General features: G+C 25.3%; 15 protein-coding genes and 2 pseudogenes. 14 read left to right on the top strand and 3 right to left on the bottom strand.

What is annotated here, in order from left to right; translation table 11 throughout:
• Window positions 1–71: 71 nt before the first annotated feature.
• The 11 genes from X275_RS10720 (at window position 72) to X275_RS10670 (ending at window position 15,756) form a co-directional block, all read left to right on the top strand.
• Window positions 72–1,037 (top strand): glycosyltransferase family 2 protein, encoded by a 966-nt coding sequence (locus X275_RS10720; RefSeq protein WP_047268806.1) that lies wholly within the window; start codon window positions 72–74, stop codon window positions 1,035–1,037.
• Between the two features lie 212 nt (window positions 1,038–1,249).
• The gene (locus X275_RS10715; protein ID WP_047268805.1) at window positions 1,250–2,953 is read left to right on the top strand and encodes an AAA family ATPase; all 1,704 of its coding nucleotides are present in this window, start codon (window positions 1,250–1,252) and stop codon (window positions 2,951–2,953) included.
• A gap of 479 nt (window positions 2,954–3,432) precedes the next feature.
• A complete protein-coding gene (locus X275_RS10710; protein WP_047268804.1) occupies window positions 3,433–5,607 on the top strand; it encodes a GumC family protein in 2,175 nt (724 codons plus the stop codon).
• Between the two features lie 17 nt (window positions 5,608–5,624).
• Window positions 5,625–6,248: a CpsB/CapC family capsule biosynthesis tyrosine phosphatase gene (locus tag X275_RS10705; protein ID WP_047268803.1), complete on the top strand. Its 624-nt coding sequence runs from the start codon at window positions 5,625–5,627 to the stop codon at window positions 6,246–6,248.
• 357 nt (window positions 6,249–6,605) lie between these two features.
• On the top strand, window positions 6,606–8,081 hold the full coding sequence (locus X275_RS10700) for a sugar transferase (protein WP_052913891.1): 1,476 nt from the start codon (window positions 6,606–6,608) through the stop codon (window positions 8,079–8,081).
• Window positions 8,082–9,446 (top strand): hypothetical protein, encoded by a 1,365-nt coding sequence (locus X275_RS10695; RefSeq protein WP_047268802.1) that lies wholly within the window; start codon window positions 8,082–8,084, stop codon window positions 9,444–9,446.
• 20 nt (window positions 9,447–9,466) lie between these two features.
• The gene (locus X275_RS10690) at window positions 9,467–10,696 is read left to right on the top strand and encodes a WcaI family glycosyltransferase (RefSeq protein WP_047268801.1); all 1,230 of its coding nucleotides are present in this window, start codon (window positions 9,467–9,469) and stop codon (window positions 10,694–10,696) included.
• A gap of 365 nt (window positions 10,697–11,061) precedes the next feature.
• Entirely contained in the window at window positions 11,062–12,222 is a 1,161-nt protein-coding gene (gene gmd / locus X275_RS10685; RefSeq protein WP_047268800.1) for a GDP-mannose 4,6-dehydratase, read from the top strand.
• A gap of 18 nt (window positions 12,223–12,240) precedes the next feature.
• Window positions 12,241–13,305 carry a GDP-L-fucose synthase family protein gene (locus tag X275_RS10680; RefSeq protein ID WP_047268799.1) on the top strand — a complete coding sequence of 355 codons (1,065 nt, stop codon included), beginning with the start codon at window positions 12,241–12,243 and terminating at the stop codon, window positions 13,303–13,305.
• A 71-nt stretch (window positions 13,306–13,376) separates the two neighbouring features.
• On the top strand, window positions 13,377–14,669 hold the full coding sequence (locus X275_RS10675) for a protoporphyrinogen/coproporphyrinogen oxidase (protein WP_047268798.1): 1,293 nt from the start codon (window positions 13,377–13,379) through the stop codon (window positions 14,667–14,669).
• Window positions 14,620–15,756 carry a hypothetical protein gene (locus tag X275_RS10670; protein WP_047268797.1) on the top strand — a complete coding sequence of 379 codons (1,137 nt, stop codon included), beginning with the start codon at window positions 14,620–14,622 and terminating at the stop codon, window positions 15,754–15,756. The genes X275_RS10675 and X275_RS10670 overlap by 50 nt, the downstream gene beginning before the upstream one ends.
• Before the next feature lie 18 nt (window positions 15,757–15,774).
• Here X275_RS10670 and X275_RS11625 read toward each other — a convergent pair.
• A pseudogene (locus X275_RS11625) lies at window positions 15,775–16,020 on the bottom strand (integrase core domain-containing protein); the annotation flags it as partial.
• A gap of 1,079 nt (window positions 16,021–17,099) precedes the next feature.
• Here X275_RS11625 and X275_RS11810 point away from each other — a divergent pair.
• Window positions 17,100–18,112: pseudogene (locus X275_RS11810) on the top strand (ISL3 family transposase).
• 275 nt (window positions 18,113–18,387) lie between these two features.
• Window positions 18,388–19,590, top strand: coding sequence for a glycosyltransferase family 4 protein (locus X275_RS10655; RefSeq protein ID WP_047268794.1), 1,203 nt, complete (start codon window positions 18,388–18,390; stop codon window positions 19,588–19,590).
• A 104-nt stretch (window positions 19,591–19,694) separates the two neighbouring features.
• On the opposite strand, the gene X275_RS10650 is transcribed toward X275_RS10655, so the two are convergent.
• Window positions 19,695–20,417, bottom strand: a complete 723-nt coding sequence (locus X275_RS10650) for an IS110 family transposase (protein ID WP_047268793.1) — start codon at window positions 20,415–20,417, stop codon at window positions 19,695–19,697.
• 267 nt (window positions 20,418–20,684) lie between these two features.
• On the opposite strand from X275_RS10650, the gene X275_RS11865 reads away from it, so the two are divergent.
• Complete coding sequence (locus tag X275_RS11865; protein ID WP_156168797.1) at window positions 20,685–20,975, top strand: transposase; 291 nt, start codon at window positions 20,685–20,687, stop codon at window positions 20,973–20,975.
• A 1,128-nt stretch (window positions 20,976–22,103) separates the two neighbouring features.
• Here the strand turns inward: X275_RS11865 and X275_RS10645 are convergent.
• Window positions 22,104–22,741, bottom strand: a 638-nt coding sequence (locus tag X275_RS10645) for a transposase (protein ID WP_047268792.1), incomplete at its 5' end; no start/stop codon positions are given.

Here is a 22,741-nt window from a genome sequence, read left to right as displayed (position 1 = left end):
AGTAGCAATAGCGTTTGAAAAAAAAGATGTAGAAATAATAGTGAAATAAAAAAATATGTGGGGGAAATAAAATGAAAAAAGTATCGATAATAATACCAACATTAAATGAAGAAAAACATATTGAGAAATGTATAAAATCATTATTAGATAATAATTATGAAAATAAAGAAATAATAGTTGTTGATGGCATGAGCGAAGATAAAACAAGAGAAATATTAAAAAAATATGATAATATAAAAATAATTGATAACGAATTAAAAATAACTCCTGTAGCTTTGAATATAGGAATAAAAGAAGCAAGTGGAGATTATATTATGATAGCAGGAGCTCATACAACATATTCAAAAAATTACATATCAGCATGTATAAAAAGATTAGAAGAAAACAAATGCGACATAGCAGGAGGCTTGGTAATAACAAATCCTGGAAATAACACATCAACAGCAAAAGCAATATCAAATGTATTATCCCATCCATTTGGAATAGGCGGTGCAAAATACAGATTAAATAATTCAAAAGAAGAATACGTTGATACAGTAGCATATGGAATATATAAAAAAGAAGTATTTAAAAAGGTTGGAATGTTTGTCCCACAATTAAAAAGAAATCAGGATATAGAAATGAATTTAAGATTAAAAAATGCAGGAATGAAAATAATGCTTATACCAGAAGCAAAAGCATATTACTACGCCAGAGATAATTTTAAAGATTTATTTAAAAATAATTTTCAAAATGGTTTATGGGTAATCCTTTCAACACATTACTCAAAAAAAGCATTTTCATTAAGACACATAATACCTCTATTTTTTGTACTGTTTTTATTAATTGGAACAATAGTCTCTATTTTTTCACCAATTGCAAGGATACCATTTTTTACAATTCTTTCTCTTTACATAATATTATCAATATATTTTTCCTTAAAAATATCATTAAAAAATAAAAATTTAAAATTATTTATACCAACATTATTATCTTTTTGGATATTACATATATCATATGGTATAGGATCTATATATGGATTATTCCTTATCCTATAAAATTACACGGTTATATATAATACTAATATCAAATCGGGCATAAAAAGCCCGATTTTTCATTTAAAGTTTGAACACTTTGGCTTTTTAGAGGTTGTATTATGGTATAATAATTATAAAGTAGATAGTCTAAAAAGCCAAATTCACTCAGACAGCTTGATTGCTAATCCTAATAGATTTGAATATGAAGTAAATATGCACTGGGGGTGTAAACAATGAAATTAAAAAGACTACCAATAGGAGACAGTGATTTCAAAACAGTAATAGAAGATAATGCATACTATATAGATAAAAGCATGTTAATAAAAGAAATAATAACAGGAGGCAGAGTAATACTAATAACCAGACCAAGGAGATTTGGAAAAACATTAAACATGAGCATGTTGGAATATTTTTTTAAAAATGATGAAGATAACAAACATCTATTTGAAAACTTAAAAATATATGAAGAAAAAGAAATAATAAAAAAGTATTTAAATAAATACCCTGTAATTTATTTAACATTTAAAGATGCAAAAAAAGATGACCTATTATCAATGAAAATAGAAATAAAAAGCTTAATAAGAAAATTATACTCAGACAAATTATATCTTTTAAACAGCAAAAAACTCAATGAATTAGAAAAAAGATATATAAGACAAATATTAGAATTAGAAGAAATAAAAGGATATACAACAGAAGAAAAAATGTCAAAAGAAGATATATTATTTGAAAGTGCATTAAAAAAACTTTCAGAATACCTCTACAAACATCACGGCAAAAAAGCGATATTATTAATAGACGAATATGACACACCAATACAACAATCATATTTAAAAGGGTACTATGAAAAATTCATAACGTTTATAGGAAACGTATTAGGCAATGCATTAAAAGACAATAAATATCTTGAAAAAGCGGTATTAACAGGAATAACAAGAGTAGCAAAAGAAAGCATATTCACAGGAGTAAATAATCTTGACATATCAACAGTAGTAAATGAACTATACAATGACAAATTTGGAGTAACAAAAGAAGAACTTGATGAAATATTAAAATACTATGGAATAGAATATAAAAAAGAAAAAATAATGGAATGGTATAACGGCTTTAACTTTGGAGGAAAAGAAGTATATAATCCATACTCAATAATAAACTATGTAAGATCAAAAGAAATAAGAAATTACTGGATAAACAGCAGTGGAAATCAATTAATAAAAGATTTGATAAGAAAAGGAACAGAATCAATAAAAATAAAAATAGGGGAATTAATAGAAGGAAAAACAATAGAAAGCACAATAAATGAAAACTTAGTATATGGAGATTTAAATGAAAATGTAGAAGAAAGCATATGGACATTATTTTTATTCACCGGATATTTAACCTGGGTAGATAAAACAGGGGAAGGAAACAGTGCAGAATACAAGTTAAAAATACCAAATAAAGAAGCAAAAGAATTCTATGAAATGACAGTATTAAACATATTAAAAGAAAGTAGAATAGAATACAACAAAATAATAAGATTACTGATAAATTGGGAAAAAATAGAATTTACAAAAGAATTTAAAAATATAGTAAAAGAAAGCATGAGTTACTATGACGTAACAGAAAAAGAACCAGAAAGATTCTATCATGGATTAATATTAGGAATGAGTGTAGGACTACAAAAAGAATATATAATAAAAAGTAATAGAGAAGCAGGATATGGAAGAGCGGATTTAATATTAATCCCCAAAGAAAAAACAAAACCAGGGATAATAATAGAATTCAAAAAGTTTAAAACAGATTATGATAAAAATCTAAAAGACAGTGCAGAAAGAGGGATGAAACAAATAGAAGAAAAGGAATATGAAAAAGAAATAAAGAGTTACGGAGTAGAAAAAGTAATAAAAGTAGCAATAGCGTTTGAAAAAAAAGATGTAGAAATAATAGTGAAATAATATTGAAAAACAAAGGCTATTTAAAATAGCTCTTAACCAAGAATTAATATATCACCTGATATATTAATTTGTTTTAAAAAAAAAACAACAGTATTGAAAAATATTTGAAATACAAAGCAATTTATGTTAAAATAGCTATGCGTAATATATATATACATAATAAATAATAAAATTTATGGTGTCCAATTAGTAAAGCGAGCGAAAACTCGCAGATTGTCCGAAAAAATAGCGAATGAAGCCGGTCAATTTTGCACGGATGCAAAATTGAGTGAAGTCGAACATGGATGTGAGTCTGATACGACCGGCAAGAATGAGCTATTTTTAAGGATTAACAATCAAGGTTTGAGCGACTTTACTAATTGGACATCGTAATAAAATTAAATAGACTTGACAATTTAAATTATTATAGTAAAATATACATAGAGGAAAAATTCCTCAAACAAATCTTTTAATATACAAATAATGATTGGAGGAATACAATGGATCCAGAAATCTATGAAGACGAATTAACTCTTGAAGACATAATACACATATTTAAAAAACGTTTTTGGTGGTTTTTTGCAACAGTAGTAATAACAGTAGCATTAACCATACTTTATTTATTCTTAACAACACCAATATATGAAGCAAGCGTTACTTTGAAAATTGAATCACAGCAAAGTAGTTCAATTTCTGATATTTTTTCATCGCAATTAACATCATCAAGACCAGAAATATCAACAGAGGTTGAGCTTATTAAGAGTAGAACGAACATTGAAAAAGTTATAGATGATCTAAATCTTGTAGAATATTTTAAAAATAAAACAGACGATGAAAAAACTAAAAAGGAAATTAATAAATATAATATAATTAAAACATTATCAGAGATGATTACAGTATCTCCAGTAAAAGACACAAATATAGTAAAAATATCAGTTCAAAGTGATGATCCAGAAATGGCAAAAAAGATAGCCAACAAATTAGCGGAAGTATATAACGAATTCCTAAAAACATTATCAAAAAATGAATATACAGTAAAACGAGAATTCATAGAAAAACAAATACCAAAAGTAGAAAATGATTTAAAAGCAGCAGAAGAAAAGATAAGAAAATTCAAAGAAGAAAATAAAGTATTTTTGCTTGACGAAGAAGCAAAAAATATTCTTTCATTTACCTTAGAATATGACAAACAAATAAATTCTTACAATCTTCAATTAGAAGAAACAAAGGCTAAAGTAAGAGCATTTAATGATTTACTAAAAAAAGTTGATGAAAAAATAATATCATCAGAAACCATATCAACAAATCCGTTTATAAATCAATTAAAGTCAAAATTGATTAATTACAAAGTAGAATTGGCGGGATTAACAAATATATATTCAGAAACAGATCCAAAAGTAAAAGAAATAAAAGATAAAATAGCAGAAACAGAAAAACTATTAAAAGAACAAGTAACAAAAATAGTAACATCGCAGGTAAAAACAATTAATCCTGCATATCAAGATATATATTTGCAATTAATTGAATCACAATATACAACAGAAGTAATAAAATCAACAATACAGGCATTAACAAAGCTAAAAGAAACATATAATCAAAAATTTGCAAAATTGCCATTATTAGAACAACAATTATTAGAATTGCAAAGAGATATAAAAGTAAAAGAAAATTTATATACATTATTACTTGAAAAATTAGAAGAAACAAGAATAGCAGAAGCTGGGGTAATAGGGACGGCAAAATTGATAGATTCTGCAATAACACCAGACAAACCAATAAAACCAAATAAAAAATTAACGGCAGCAATAGGTGGAGTTTTAGGAATATTCCTTGGAATTTTAGTTGCGTTTATAATAGAATATGCTGATAAAAGTATAAAAGATGAAGAAGAAATAAAAAGAATGGCAAAAGGTAAAACTATTCTTGGAAGGATCCCAACATTTGAAATGAAAAAAGAATATAGCAATCCTGAATTAATAGTGTTAAATGAACCAATTTCACCTGTGGCAGAATCAATAAAATTAACCTCAGCAAATATAAATTATTCAGTAACTCCAGAGCCAAAAGTTATAGCAGTTACAAGTGCAGGCCCTGGCGAAGGAAAGACAATAACCTCAGCAAACCTCGCCATATCATATGCACAAAATGGACTAAAAACATTGCTTATTGACATAGACATGAGAAAACCAAGAGTTGAAAAAGCTTTAGGTTTAGAAAGGTTCAATATAGGATTAGTAAATCACATATTAAAAAATGTTCCTATAGAAAGAATAACGCAAAATTATATGGAAAATTTAGATGTAATACCAGTTGGGCCATTGCCTCCAAACCCAACAGCATTATTAACCTCTAAACAATTTGGAGAATTAATAAATACATTAAAAGAAAAATACGATAAAATTATAGTAGATTTACCGCCAATTCTGGCAGCGGCAGATGCATTGATAGTTTCTAAACATACAGACGGTTTGATTTTAGTAGTGAGAGCAGGAAAAACTCAAAAACATTCATTGAAAATAGCTTTAGAAAATGTTATAACCTCAGACAATACCCTTTTGGGTTTAATAATAGATGATATAAATGAAAAGAATTCAGGATATTATTATTATTATTATTATTATTATGAAGATGGACAAAAAAAGAAAAGAAAAAAGAATAAGAAAAACAAAAATTAATAAAGGATGGGGATTTCATGTTTGATATACATAATCACATATTACCAGGTGTGGATGATGGGCTAAAAACCATAGAAGGAGCTATAGAAACATTAAAAGAATACAAAGAAAATGGAATAGAAACAGTATTTTTTACTCCGCACATAAACCACCCAACGGTAAATACAGACATAGAAAAAATAAAAAAAACATATGAAGAATTAAAACCATATTGTAAAGAAATAGGTATAAAAACATATCTTGCAAGCGAATTATATCTACAGCCAAATAAAAATATGGGATTTGTTCCGCTAAAAGATTATTTTATATTAATAGAATTGCCAACAAAAATATATCCTATGTATTTAATAGACAAAATTTTTGATTTACAATTAGAAGGATATGAAATTATTCTTGCACATGTAGAAAGATATCAGTGGCTTCAGGATAATGAAAAATTAATAGAAAAATTAAAAACAATGAATGTATACTTTCAAATGAATCTAGAATATCTGGAAAAAGATAAATATTATTTAAAAAGTGACTTAATAGATTTTATAGCAACAGATTACCATGGAAAAAAAAGAGGACCAATAGATTTTTCATTATTTAAAAAGTATGAAAATATAATAGAAAAAGGAAAAAAAATATTGAAATTATAATTGTTTTACATTACAAAAAAATTCAATTTCTTTGTAATGCATAATTACGATGTCCAAAAAGAAAAGTTGCTCAAACCTTGATTGTTAATCCTCAAAAATAGCTCATTCTCGCCGGTCGTATCAGACTCACATCCATGTTCGGCTTCACTCAATTTTGCATCCGTGCAAAATTGACCGGCACCATTCGCTATTTTTTCGGACAATCTGCGAGTTTTCGCTTACTTTACTAATTGGACACCCTAATACATAATAAAAAGGGTTTATCCAACTAAATTATACATAATTTTTAACCAAATAGCCCACCGCAGGTGTGTTCTGAAAAACAGGATGGGGATTGAATTGAAAGGATGAATAGTTATGGAAGTGATTAATAGTAAAAACGATGTATTTTCAAAAAATTTAGAGAAAAAAATACTCTTAAGAGGAATAAAGAAATTTATATTTGCATTAATTTTAATGTTAATAGACACAGTAGTATTGTTTTTTTCTTTTTCAATAATCTCTTTTATAAAATTAGATGGTGATTTTATAAAAAATTTGTATACACTTAATTATGTTCCTTCAATGAATATAGTTTTAAGTATATTTATTCTTTCTTTTTTATTTAATTCCTTATATTCTTTTAAAACATATTTGTTTTGGGATGAAATGAAGAATATTGTAAAAGCTTCCTTTTTCTCTCTTACAATTTTGCTTTTTATTTCATTTATAACAAAATTGTATTATTCTCGATTTATTGTTATTTATGGAATATTATTGTTTGTAATAATAGATATTCCAACAAGATATATATATAGAAAATTATTATATAGATTAAATTTATTTAAAACAAATGTATTGATTATAGGTGCTGGAGAAATGGGAGAAATAATATCTCAAAAAATTAAAAGTCATACCTTCACAACATATAATATTATAGGTTTTGTTGATGATGATAAAAGCAAAATAAACAAAATAATTAATAATTATAAAGTATTAGGAACAACAAAAGATATAGATAAAATTATAAATGAAATACAGGTAGATGAGGTAATTATTGCAATTCCAACAGCAAAAAGAAAAGAGATATCAAAAATAATATCACATCTTGAAGGAAAAGTAAGGCGTATAAAATTTATACCTGATATGTATGGATTAATTACATTCTCTACAGAAATACAGGATTTTGATGGTGTTATGACAATATCAGCATCACAAGGGTTATTAAATCCATTAAATAGAATTTTGAAAAGAGTTTTTGATATAATTTTTGGAGTTGTTGGATTTATCCTATTATTTCCACTTTTTATTATAATTGGATATAAGATAAAAAAGGAAGATAGGGGAACGATATTTTTTAAACATACTAGAATAGGTGAAAATTTAAAAGAATTTAAAATGTATAAATTTAGAACAATGGTACCAAATGCTGAGAAAAAACTCAAGGAAATGCTTGATAAAGATGAAAAACTAAGAGAAGAATTCTATAAAAATTTTAAATTAAAGGATGATCCGAGAATAACTAAGATAGGGAAGTTTTTGAGAAAAACTAGCCTTGATGAATTTCCACAATTTATTAATGTAATAAAAGGTGATATGAGTATAGTCGGACCAAGACCTGTAGTAAAGAAAGAAATAGATATGTATTATGGTGAAGAAGTAGCAAAAAGGGTTTTCGCTGTAAAACCAGGAATAACAGGAATGTGGCAAGCAAATGGCAGAAGTGATGTTGAGGATTATGATGAAAGAATAGCGCTAGATTTATATTATATAAGAAATTGGTCATTGTGGTTAGATATAATAATAATTTTGAAAACAATAAAGGTTGTATTAGATAAGAAAGGAGCATATTGATTGAAGAATAAAAACATATTTATCATGGCATTTATTTTAATAATATTTACTTTAAATATTTTCGGTGTAGATTTTTTATTGAGATTTGACGAGAATATAAATAGTATAAAGCCCTACCAAGGTTTTACTTTCAAAGTTACACATGATTTTAAAGGTTTTAATTTTTTAGGAGAATTAAATGCTTATAATGATGGAAAATATAAACCTTCACATGGCGAAACTTATTATAAAGGCTATTATTTCTATATGAAAAATGGTGGAGTTTCTATTGATTTTGGCAATTATAAATTAAGACTTGGACGATTGCAACATTATGATATTGTAGATTCACCATATTCATTGTACATTTCCTCTAAAGGATTATCATCTGTTATTATAGATTTCAATTATGAAGATGAATCGTTTTTTTATGAAACAAGATATATTGAATTAAACAGGCAGTCTCAACTTGGTTACAAAGATAGAGGAGCAAACTTTAAAACATATGGATTAAAAATTGGGAACTTTAGATTTGCATATGAAGAATCAGCCGTTTATGTAAATACAGCATTTGATATAGAATATTTTTTAAATGTAATACCAAACTTTTTTGTTCAATATGTAAATATATCTTCTGGAAAACCATGGTATCATGGATATAACGCTAATTCAATAATGGGGTTTATGTTAGACTATAAAAATGAAACCCTTTATTATTACGGTCAAATTTTGGTTGATGATATAAATGCAAATAGAATTTTAGATCCAGAGGCTTACCAAAATCCGGATAAAATCGCATGGAGTTTTGGAGGTAAAATAAAAACAAAGTATGGTGCATTTAGTTTATACAGTGCAGGAGCTACAAAATATACATTTCAACCTTTTGGTAATGAAAATACTCCCACTACAAATTATGGATATACTTATTATCCAGATGTAAGTTATCAATATGATGGGGAAAAACCAATATTACCAGAAGAGAATTATATAGGATATTATAATGGTGAAAACAATATAGCGTTTATGGCGAGATATGAAAATAAAATTCAAAATATGAATATAAATGGAAGTTTTGAATATGTCATTTCTGGAAGTAAATCACCGGCAAATCCATGGGGAGAATATGCAACATGGACAGAAGGAGGTCAGGGAACAAAATTTTTAGATGATAAAATATTAGAGCATAAATATGATTTTAGTTTAAAAGTTGATTATTTTTTTTATGGATTAAAAATATTTAATGGTATGAATTTGAGATATACGAAAAACAAGTTAGAACTTGTGGATACCTCAGAGAGCGACAACTACGATATGAAAATATTTAAACCATCAAACAAGGATGAATTTTATTATAACTTTAATATTGGGGTGGAATATAGATTTTAAGGGAGGAAGGAGTTTATATTTTGAAAAAAATATTAATAATAGGAATAAATTATTTTCCAGAAATAACTAGTACAGGCTTATATACAACAGAGTTAGCTGAGTATTTAATTGAAAAAAATTTTAGTGTTGATGTTTTGACTGGTTTTCCGTATTATCCTCAATGGAAAATATATGATTCATATAAAGACAAACCTAAATATTTTAAAGAAAAAATAAATGGAGTTGAGATATATAGATATAAACAATATATACCAGAAAAAATTACAGCTATTAGCAGATTGAATCATTTATATGATTTTTATAAAGGAACACTAAAAATAGCTAAGAAGATTAATAAGAAATATGATTTAATAATAAATATCGCTCCTACTTTATTATCGGCAAAAACAGCTATAAAAATTAAAACAAAAACTCCTAAATCTAAATTATGGTTGCATATTCAAGATTTTGAAGTTGATGCAATGATCGAATCTGGTATTTTCGAAAATAATAGAATAATAAAATTATTAGGATATAGATGGGAAAGATTAATTTACGAGAAATTTGATATAATAAGTACAATAAGCAATGGAATGATGAAAAAGTTAGTAAATAAAAAAATACCAGAAGATAAGATATATTTTTTACCAAATTGGGTTGATACTAGGAATTTGAAAAAAGTTGATAATCCAGAATTAAGAAAAATACTTAATATTGATAAAAATTTGGTTGTTATGTATTCAGGAAGCATTGCTAATAAGCAAGATTGGGATATTGTTTTGAAATCTATAAAAAAGTTAAAAAAAGATAAAGATATAAAATTTGTAATAATTGGAAATGGTTCTAAAAGAAAGAAAATAGAAAATTTTATTAAGGAAAATAAGTTGAAAAATATAATATTGTTAGATGTTCAACCAAAAGAGAAGTTAAATGATGTTTTATCATCAGCAGATATTCATATTATACCTCAAAAGAAGAATGTTATCGATAGTGTTATGCCTTCAAAATTGTTGGGAATAGCTTCTGTTGGGAAACCTGTTTTAGTTTTAGCAAATAGTAAAAGTGAAATATATAATGTCGTAAAGAAAAATAAATTAGGAATAGTATTGAATGAAAATGAATATGAACAATTATCAAATATAATTTTAAGCATAAAAAATAAGAAATATAAACTTAAAAGATATGGAGATAATGCTAGAAGATATATAGAAATTAATTATGAAAAAAAAAATATTTTAGATAGATTTATAGAAAAAATTTACAAGCTCTGAGGTGTTTTATGAGAAAAATTTTGATGTATTTGAATTTTTTAAAATATAAAATTAAATTAATAGGAAAGGTTAAATTTTACGGCTCATCAATTCTAAAATATATGAGTTAGAAAATTCTAATATAAAATTTTATAATAATATAATAATAAAGAAAAGATTATGACAATTATATTGGAATAAATCACAGAATAATAATAATTGTACGAGATGGTGGGAATATAAAAATAGGTGGTAATGTTTTTATTAGTGCAAATTGCATTGTTGGTACTGGTTCAGTTGTATCGGGTAAGTTCCCAAATAATTATGCTATAACAGGAAATCCAGTCAAAAATTGTTAGATATTTAACTGAGGAGGAACTAATCAAATGAAAACCGCAATAATAACAGGAATAACAGGACAAGACGGTAGTTATTTAGCAGAATATTTATTAGAAAAAGGATATATAGTCCATGGATTCGTAAGAAGAGCAAGTAGTTTCAACACAAAAAGAATAGACCATTTATATAAAGACCCACATGAAAAAGATGTAAAATTATTTCTCCATTATAATGATATGACAGACTCAACAAACATAATAAGATTAATACAAAAAATACAACCAGATGAAATATATAATTTAGCTGCTCAAAGCCATGTAAAGGTAAGCTTTGAATTACCAGAATACACAGCAAACTCTGATGCACTAGGAACACTGAGAATATTAGAAGCAATACATTTACTTGGATTAGAAAAAAAAGTAAAATTCTATCAAGCAAGCACATCAGAATTATATGGAAAAATACAGGAAATACCGCAAAATGAAAAAACGCCATTCTATCCAAGAAGTCCATATGCAGTAGCAAAACTATATGCATATTGGATAACAGTAAATTATAGAGAAGCATACAACATGTATGCTTGTAATGGTATATTATTCAACCACGAATCGGAAAGAAGAGGAGAAACATTTGTAACAAGGAAAATAACAAGAGCAGCAACAAGAATATTCGTTGGAAATCAAAAAAAATTATACCTTGGAAACCTAAGTGCAAAAAGGGATTGGGGATATGCAAAAGATTACGTAAAAGGGATGTGGATGATACTACAGCAAGAAAAACCAGATGACTATGTATTAGCAACAGGAGAAACACATGAAGTAAGAGAATTCTGTGAAAAAACATTTAAAAACCTTGGAATAAAAATAGAATGGAAAGGAAAAGGAATAGAAGAAAAAGGAATAATAACAAAAATAGATAAAAACAAAACAAAAGAAATAATAGAAAAAATAAAAACAAAACATCCAGACTTAAAAAACTTTGAAATAAAAACAGACCACCTAAAAGAAGGACAAGAAATAATAGCAGTAGATCCAAAATATTTCAGACCAACAGAAGTAGAAGTATTACTTGGAGACCCATCAAAAGCAAAAGAAAAGCTTGGATGGAAACCAGAAACAACATTTGAAGAATTAATACAAAAAATGACAGAATATGACTTAGGCTTAGCAATAAAAGAAAAGCACAGAAATGAATGGATAAAAGAGTAAAAAAAGGGGATGGCTAAATTGGAAAAAACAGCAAAAATATACGTAGCGGGTCATAGAGGATTAGTAGGATCTGCAATAGTTAGGAAACTAAAAGAATTAGGATACACAAATATAATAACAAAAACACATAAAGAATTAGACCTAACAGATCAAAAAGCAACAAGAGAATTCTTTGAAAAAGAAAAGCCAGAATACGTATTTCTTGCAGCAGCAAAAGTAGGAGGAATACTTGCAAACGACACATACAAAGCAGATTTCATATATCAAAACATAATGATAGCAGCAAACGTAATAGAAGCATCATATAAATACGGAGTAAAAAAATTACTAAACCTGGGATCATCATGTATATATCCAAAATACGCAAAACAACCAATGAAAGAAGAATACTTACTAACAGGAGAATTAGAACCAACAAACGAACCATATGCAATAGCAAAAATATCAGCAATAAAAATGGTGAGATACTTCAATGAACAATATGGAACAAATTTCATAAGCGTAATGCCAACAAACCTATATGGACCAAATGACAACTTCAACTTAGAAACAGCACATGTATTACCAGCATTAATAAGGAAATTTTACCTTGGAAAATTATTAGAAGAAGAAAATTATGAAAAAATAAAAGAAAACATAAAAAAATATCCATTAGGATTTGGACTAGATAAAAAGATAAAATTAAACGATAAAAAATCGATAAAAGAAATATTAAAAGACTTAGGAATAACAAACGAAAGCATAACATTATGGGGAAGTGGAAACGTATATAGAGAGTTTCTATATGTAGAAGACATGGCAGATGCATGTGTATATTTAATGAAAAACATAGAAGCAGAAGAAATGAAAGAAATATCTTCAGATTATTTTGTAAACATAGGAACAGGAAAAGATATAACAATAAAAGAATTAGCAAAGTTAATAAAAGAAACAATAGGATACACAGGAAAAATAATACATGATACAACAAAACCAGATGGAACACCAAGAAAATTACTTGATGTTTCAAAATTACATGAATTAGGTTGGAGTCATAAGGTTGAATTAAGCGATGGGATTGGTAATGTTATAAGAAGTTTTTAATAGTTTTAAAAATTAATGCTTATGTCAATCATCAAAAACAATAAATCATTTAGTAAAGGAGATATAAATAAATGGATAAAAAAGTAATAATTATAGGTGCAGGATTAACAGGGTTAACGACAGCATATTTTTTAAAGAAAAATAAATTTAATAATTTTATTTTATTTGAAAAAGAAGGAAAAATAGGAGGATATTGTAAAACTATAAAAAAAAATGAATATAAATATGATATGACCGGGCATGCATTACATTTAAAAACGGAAGAAATAAAATATTTTCTTCTTGAAGAATTATCATTAAAAAATGAACTTAAACTTGTTGGAAGAGAATCATATATTTATTTTAAAAATAAGTTTGTTCCTTATCCATTTCAATTAAGCTTGTATTATTTGGATTATGAAGACAAATATTATATATTAAAAGAATATATAAATACATATTGCAGTAAAATAAAAGATACAACAAATATAAAAAATATTAAAAATTTTAAAGATTATTGTTACGCTTTTTTTGGTAAGGGAATATCAGATTTATTTATGATTCCTTATAATGAAAAAATATGGTCATATCCAGCTGAAAAACTGGGTTTTGAATGGATGGGAAGATTTGTTCCTAAAATTGATTTAGGGAAAATAATTGAAGCAACATTAAAACCAATTAAAAATGATATAGGATATAATAGTCAATTTTATTATCCCAAAAATACAGGTATTGAAATTATACCAGAAACTATTTATAGAAAAGCACAATTAGGAAATAATGTATTTTATGAAGAAGTAATAAAAGTCGATCTAAACTTAAAAAAAGTATATACTGATAAGTCAGAATATAAATATAATATTTTGATAAATACACTACCATTAAATAGGTTTCTTGATATGATACAATATTCTCATGAATTAAAATCAACAATAACTAGAGTATTAATAGTTGAAATAGAAAATTTAAAAAAAGAGTTTAGTTGGATTTATTTTCCACAAAAAAATATTCCTTTTTATCGTATAGGTAATTTTAAAAAATTCAATTCAAAGTTAAATAATGAAAAAGATTTATTATATGTAGAAATATCAAGTTTATATCCTATGCCCAATAATACCTCAAAAAATGAAATAGTTAATGAATTGAAGAAAATTTTTGGAAATGTTAAAGTTAACATTGTAGATGATTTTATAATGGAAAATTCTTATGTGGTATATGAAAGTTGGAGGAAACAAAATTTGGATAATGTATTAAAATTTTTAGAAAAAAATTCGATATACTCAATAGGAAGATATGGTGCTTGGAAGTATGATTCTATGGAAGGAGCAATGTTAGATGGTAAAAAAATTGTATCGCAAATATCCAATAACCTATTTGAAAAATAATTATATATATATGTTATTTCCTGGAATTATGTTAGTTGATATATATTTATCTGATCCGATAAGACAATTCAAAATAAATTTTATAAATAAAGAAAATTATGTTACATATTTTCAAATTGTATATTTATTTATATTGGTTTTAGTAAATATATCGAAAAAGACAGTTAAATTATCAAAATTTAATTTTATTTTTTTTTACATTGGTATAGCTTTTCCTATAACTTTTTTTCAGTTAATTAATATTACAAATTTTAGAGATTTTGAAGTTTTTGTTATCTTAATATTAAGTGTTGCTCTTTTTTTAGTTTCTAATATAAGAACTATTTATAGTATTTTAAAAATATATTATTATTTCTCTTTTTTTATATATTTAGGAGCTTTAGTAATTATAAAAAATCCTTTACACGCGAGAGCTGTTACACTTAATTTCGGACCAAATTATACTTATCCGCTTGCATTAGTTTTAATATTAATAGCAATAGAATTTTATCCTAAAGATATAAAGGAAATTTTTTTTATAATTACAATATATACAGTTGTTGGAATTTCAAGAGTACAAATTATTTATTTGTTTATATTGTTTTTTCTTTTTATGATTTATTTTTTAAAAAATAAAAAGCAATATAAATTTTATTATATATTCATACTTATAATTGTTATTTATATATTTATGTATTATTTTGGATATTTTAACTATTTTAATTTAAGGTTTACTCACAAATTTACTACAGATTTGCGATTTGAAGAATTAATCGGAAACGTGATTCATAATACACATCTATGGGGAACTGGATTAGGGGGATATTTTAAATCCTTTAATATAACAGATGCGCATTCTTTAGCATTAAACTTGTTATTTTCAGGTAGTATAATTCCATTCGTTTCATATATTATTTTTATAATAATTTTTATAGAAAAATTGTTCAGGAATAAAGCTTTTTTTTCTTTGATCATATTTATACTTTTATTTCTATATTGGAATATAGCTGGCGGAACACCTGTTCAATATACATATTATCCGAATACATTACATTTGATAGCACTATATGGTTTATTTTTGTTGCGCGGCTTGACCCCTGAAAATTAGACAAAAAATAAGAAAAACTCATTTTTTCACAGAAACGAAAAAATCAGAAAAATCATAAGACGAAATAAAATCGTTAAAATTATCATTAAAAAGATAAAAAACGAAATCAGGAGTAAGATACTTTAAAGACCCATGAGGTCTAAGATGATTATAAAAATAAATATAGGACATGTAATAATTATAAACATCATCGATATCGTTAAAAGAAATATATTCAACAAATTCTCTTTGAACAGAAGAATGAAATGATTCAATAAAAGCTTTTCTTGATTTTTAATCAAGAAAAAAGTATTAAGAATTAAATTAAAATAAAAAATCCTAAAACCTGCGGAGCATGTTAGGATCATCAATCGATAACAAATCAATAAGTAGTTTTTTAATATACTCATCATAAATCTTTTCACCTTTAGTATTCAAAGAATAACCTTTAAAACATTTATTTTTCCTACTATAACGATTAACAACAAAAAACAATCTTGATTTAAAATAAAAAGTGCTACGTTTTATATTATAATAGTTAAGCAAATAGTCTAAAGAAACACCATAAGTTTTTTTAGTTTGAAAACAAACTAAAAAATTATAAAGGTATATTTATTAAAATAAAAAAAACAAAATATCATGATGCAAAGCATCATGTAATAATCAACAAATCACCAATAAAAGTTACTTTCTTTGATGTTGTCGTTTTTTTTCAAAAAATTAATTTCATCCTCTTACATTTTAATAAGAAGTTCTTTTTCAAGAAGAAGACGTTCATAATATTTTAAGTTTTTTCTCTAAAGCAACAGAGTCATTAGTGTTGTTTGAATTAGACTTAATAATGCCAGCAGATTCATAAATAATAGAAGCCTTTGCTTCGCAAAGAGAAATAAAAATTATATAAAATCATAAAAAGAGTATAATAAAATATAAAAAATATAAATCATTCAGCTTGCACATCATGATTTAGAAATATCATAAATCATAGAACTAGGACGACCTTTTTTGAATGAAATACATTATCGTCATAATTAGAATCTTTATATTTTTTAATCCATTTTTATCGAAGATAAAAAAGATTTTATATAATTAAAATTTTTACCTATTTCTATTTTGTGAAGCAAAATATGTTAGAGTTAATGAATGAAAGATATTCTTTAACTGCTTACAGCAGTTAATAGGATTAAATGATTTTATAATAAAGAAACATAAATCTTTTCAGCTTTGCTGAAAAAGACAACTTAAATTCAGGTTCATAATTAGTTCGTTTTCTCATTAAAAAACACCCCTTTCTTTTTTTCAATTTTATGATATCACTTTCTTATTTTTTGTCCAAATCTTGTAAGGGGTGAATATGAGATGGGATAAAAATAATAGAAGTTCCTTGGTCAAGGCCAAATAGTGGATTTACATTATTATTCGAAGCATTTGTATTAGAAATGTATCAACATATGACAGTAGCAGAAATATCAAAGAAATATAAAGTGACAGAAAATAGGATATGGAGGATATTAGAACATCACGTAATGAAAGAATTGAAAAAACAAGACTTTTCAAAAGAACCGATAAAGACATTATCAGTAGATGAAATAGCAAGAAAAAAGAACCATGTATATGTAACAAATTTTGTTGATGTAGAACGAGGAAAAGTAGTATTCATAGCAAAAGGAAAAGATGCAAAAACATTTAAAGAATTTAAAAATAAATATATAGAAAAAAAAGGAAAAGAGTCAGATATAAAAACAATATGTATGGATATGTCAGTAGCTTTTAAATCAGGTGCAAAGGAACATTTTCCAAAAGCAAAATTAGTATTTGACAAATAAAATTATTAAACGAACAACTAAATAAAATAAGAAAAAGAGAAAGTAAAGACTACAAAGACTTATTAAATAAAACAAAATATATATTCTTAAAAAATCCAAAAAATCTAACAAATAAACAAAATGAAAAACTTGAGCAATTAATGGAATACAAATATCTTGATACAGTAAAAGCCTATTCATTAATTCTAGAATTAAAAAAAATATCTGATTATAAAAAACCAGCATATGCATCAAAATTCTTTAAAAAATGGTATGACAAAGCGTTAAAATCAAATATACCAGAAATGAAAAAAGCAGCTAAGAGTTTATATAAACATATAAAAGGTATTCTTATGCATTTAAAAACAGGATTAACCAATGCTAAAATTGAAGGTATGAATTCAAAACTTAGAACTTTTACTAAAAGAGCTTATGGTTTTAAATCTTTTAAATATTTATCCATTACTATTTTTTTTGCTTTAGGTAAATTGTCTTTTTCCTTTTTTTACCCACTCTTTTCGTGGGAGAACCAAAATAAAATTAATAAAAAGAATGATGTATGGAAGATGTAAATTTGAAATATTAAAAAATAAAATTCTGGTTATTGAACATAATTAAACTAATCTAAGCATAATCACAGCAATTCAAGTAACTTTGGAAAGAGCCCTGTTCACTTGACAAATACAAATACTCAGTTCAATTGATTACATGACACCACAAGAAAAAGAAGATGAAGTATTAAAATTGTTAGAAAAAAGAAACATTGCTAAAAATGCTATTTTTTAGTTAAACTTAGGCTGTCCACTGGTTTGGGGTAAGAGCACATTTTTATGAAAGGAGATATATTATGAAAATGAAAAATGTTTTAATAGTTTTTCCATTTGAAATGAAAAATAAACCATTTTCCGGTGGGATTTTTAAAGCTACGTTAAATTTAATAAAGTTTTTTGAAGAAAATAATTGGAATATAGATTTATACATACCTTTAAAAAATAAAGGAATAAAAGATTTTCTTGATAGCAATGAATATAAAGTGAATGTACTAATGGAAAACTTTGATGTTCCACGACGATATAAGGATTCTCCGTTTTTTATTCGTATATTTGAATCATCCGCAAGCGTTTTAAAATTTATGAAATCTTCTAAAAAAATAGAAAAAGTACTAAATAATAATTATAATATGATTTATTTCCAAGAGATGTTGGGTATTTGGTTTTTGAAATATGTGAATAATCCAAAAACTAAAAAAGTTGTGCATATACATTCTTACCGATTTTTAGAGAGCTTTATTATAAGAAATATAGTGAAATATAAGATTGATAACTATGCGAATTTAGCAATTTCCCCAACAAATTCAATTTTAGAAAAATTGAATTTAAATAAAGCTAAGACTTTTGTAGTGAAGACACCATATAACAGTAAAAATTTAATCAGTTATGACTATAAAATTAATCAATATTTTATTAATAAAAAAAATAAATTAAAATTTTCATATATTGGAAGAATAAATTCTATAAAAAGAATAGATTTATTTTTGAAAGCTATGATCTTGCTTGGAAAGAAATATTTAAACAAAGTAGAATTTGATATTGTAGGTGTACCTAACACAAAAGGAGATAGAAAATATTTAAATAAATTAAAATCCATTATTTTTTATAACAAATTAGAAAATAATGTAAATTTTTTAGGATATATTGAAGATATCGAGAGATATTTAAAAGAGAAGGTTAATTTTGGAGTTTTATTAACAAAATCTGAAGCAATTTCAATGGCTGGATTAGAGTTTGTTTTTAATAACATACCCGTTATAGCGTTTGACGTTCCAGGAAATAATGAGCTATTAGAAGATGCTAAAGGTGGTGTGTTGATTCATGACGGAGATATACAAGCATTATCTGAAAATATAAAAAAAATAATAGATAATGAAAATTTTAGTATATCTTTAATTAAAAGTTGTGAAGAAAGAAAAAAACTTTTTTCATATAATAAGTTTTCAGATGAAATGAAAAAAATCTTAATAGAGATTTCCGGTAATAAGTCAAGTAAGTAAAAAAAAGAAAAACAAGAATAATTAGCTATAAAAAAAGCTAATCGAATAAGAATATTGAAAATTAAAGATAATAGGAAATATAAGAAAAACAAAGATAAAAGGAATTATTTCAAAATAACATAAGGAGTATTATTTTTAAGCAAATAAAAAACGAGATTAACAAGTTTTCTGGCAGACATAACAAGAGCTCTCATATGATGATATTTATTAGATTCACGATATTTTTTCCAGTAATAGTCTTTAAAAATAGGATTATGAGTTTTAAGAGAATTAGCAGCTAAAACCAAATAGGTTCTGAGATATTTGTTGCCTTTTTTTTCTAAATGAGAATCCTGAGCTTTAAACTTCTCGCTTTGATGAATAGACCAAGTAAGGCCAGTGTAAGAAGCTAAAGCAGAGGCATTATTAAAACAATTAATATCGCCATTAAATTTAAGATAAAGTCTAGTAAGATAACGTAACTCGCTAATAGTTTCTTCATCAGAAACAAAAGGGACAAGAGAATTCTGAAAATTAAGAGCAATATCAAAAATAAGTCTGGCATCAAGTTTATCAGTTTTAGAACGATTAAGGATTTTTCGATAAAGTTTCATATTATCAGTTTTGACCCAGAAAACTTTGATAGAATTATCGTAAAAATACGAAGCAACATCAAAGGAATAAACCCCAGTGGATTCAAGAACAAGGATAAAATCTTTAGAAACAGATAAAGCTTTAGAAAATAAATCAAAAATGCCTTGAGGTGAATTATTCACCGAACCTGAACCAATGAAATTAGAGAAAAAATCGAGAGAGCTCTTGGAAACATCAATAGCCAAGATACGCATAAAAAACACCTCCAGTTGCATACAGTCTCACATCCTCGCAAAAAATAAGACGAGGAAAGGCATTTTCCGGCAAGTGAAAAACTGTATGCTAGTTTAGAAATCTTTTTTGAGAGAACAAGTCTCAAGGGAGTGGCACCTAAAACTATTTTACCAGAGGTAAAATTTAAAAACAAGTAAATAATACATCAAGTAAATAATAAACAATAAAAAATTCTCAACAAAAAACTATTAATATTAAAATATATAGCTAAAGATACTTAAACCAATATAATATATTCACTTTTCAAAGAGCATAATAATAATAATAATAATAATAATAATAATATAATTATTAATAATTATTCTATACTAATTATACGAGGGAGTCAAAAAATACAGAAAATAAATAAAGAAAAAATAACAAAAGTATGTATAGATGACTTTGCAATAAAGAAAGGTAACACATATGGAACAGTAATGATAGATATAGAAAGCAGAAAAATAATAGATATGATAGACACACGGGACGTTGAAAAAGTAGCAGAATGGTTAAAAGGCGGCTTGACCCCCGAAGATTAGACAAAAAATAAGAAAAACTCATTTTTTCACAGAAACGAAAAAATCAGAAAAAATATAAGACGAAATAAAATCATTGAAATTATCATTAAAAAGATAAAAAACGAAATCAGGAGTAAGGTACTTTAAAGACCCATGAGGTCTAAGATGATTATAAAAATAAATATAGGACATGTAATAATTATAAACATCATCGATATCGTTAAAAGAAATATATTCAACAAATTCTCTTTGAACATAAACAGCTTTTCTACGAAAAGCAAGTTTATGAAATGTAATTATTAAAATAAAAATAAAAACCGAATAATTTTTGGCTTTGCCAAAAAATTATGGTAATATTAGCTTTAAATTGAGGGCCATTATCAGTTCTAATAATTAAATTTTGAGGTATAGCATTTCTAAATTTAATAGCCTGTTAATAAATAAAATTTTTAATTTTATTTATTAAAGAATAAAATACTAATTAAAAATCCAAATATTTGCGAATGATAATGAGCATGTTAAAATCGATAATACTTAGAATACTAATTATTCCAAAACGTTTGCTTCGAAAAAAAATAAAAATTATATAAAATCATAAAAAGAATATAATAAAATATTATATAATAAAAGAAAAATCATACAGCTTGCGCAGCATGATTTAGAAATATCAGAAATCATAGAACTAGGACGACCTTTTTTTAAATGAAACACGTTATCATCATAATTAGAATTTTTATATTTTTTAACCCATTTTTATCGAAGATAAAAAATATTTTATATAATTAAAATTTTTACCTATTTCTATTTTGCGAAGCAAAATATGTTAGAGTTAATGAATCATCAGAAAGATATTCTTTAACGACAGACAACTTAAATTCAGGTTCATAATTAGTTCGTTTTCTCATTAAAAAAAACCCCTTTCTTTTCTCAATTTTATGATATCACTTTCTTATTTTTTGTCCAAATTTTATAGGGGGTGAATACGCGAACAGAAAAACAATAAGCAAATATATAAAATTAGAAACACCATGGAAACATCAAAAGGAATAAAAAAATCAAGTATAATAGATGAATACATACCAACAATAAAAAAAACTATTACAAAAAGACTATAATCAAATACAAATAGCCCGTCCAAAAAGTCTAAAGTCAAAAAAAATTAGAAATCTTTTTTAAAGAAAAATTATGAAAAAGATTAAAAAGAACAATAAGATTGAATAAAACAACAGTAATACCAGCAAAAGTCAAATAATTTCTATTTCTAACATACCAAACATATTCTGTACCAAAAGACATATCCATAATACCATTAACTCTTTCAATCTCCCAACGTAATTTATAATCGTTCTTAAAAGCAATTCTAAAAGATTTCATAACATATCTATTATAAGATTCATAATATTTAGTATTTCTTTTATTTAAATCAATAACTGGTATAGAATTAGAAGACATAATCTTTGAAAAAATATTATAAGAATCATAAGCTGCATCTAATAAAATTTTAGAAAAAGATTTTATTGATTCAAATAATACATCAAAAAAATTTGATTCATGAATAGAAGCTTTTGCAACAGTAAAATCAAGAACAAAATCATTTTTAGCATCTAATGATAAATAAAACTTTTTACCGAATTCTTTACCTTTTGTAGTATAGGTAAAACCAAATTCTTCTTTATTGAAAGTAGCTTTAGCAATACCTAATCTGGAATCTTTACATGGTTTAATTACATTAGCATCAATAGTTGCATGTGTCTTAGATAATTGAAAATTACTATATATCCAATTAA

The organism is Marinitoga sp. 1197, from assembly GCF_001021165.1.
Lineage (GTDB): Bacteria > Thermotogota > Thermotogae > Petrotogales > Petrotogaceae > Marinitoga.
This window is presented reverse-complemented; position numbering and strand designations above follow the sequence as displayed.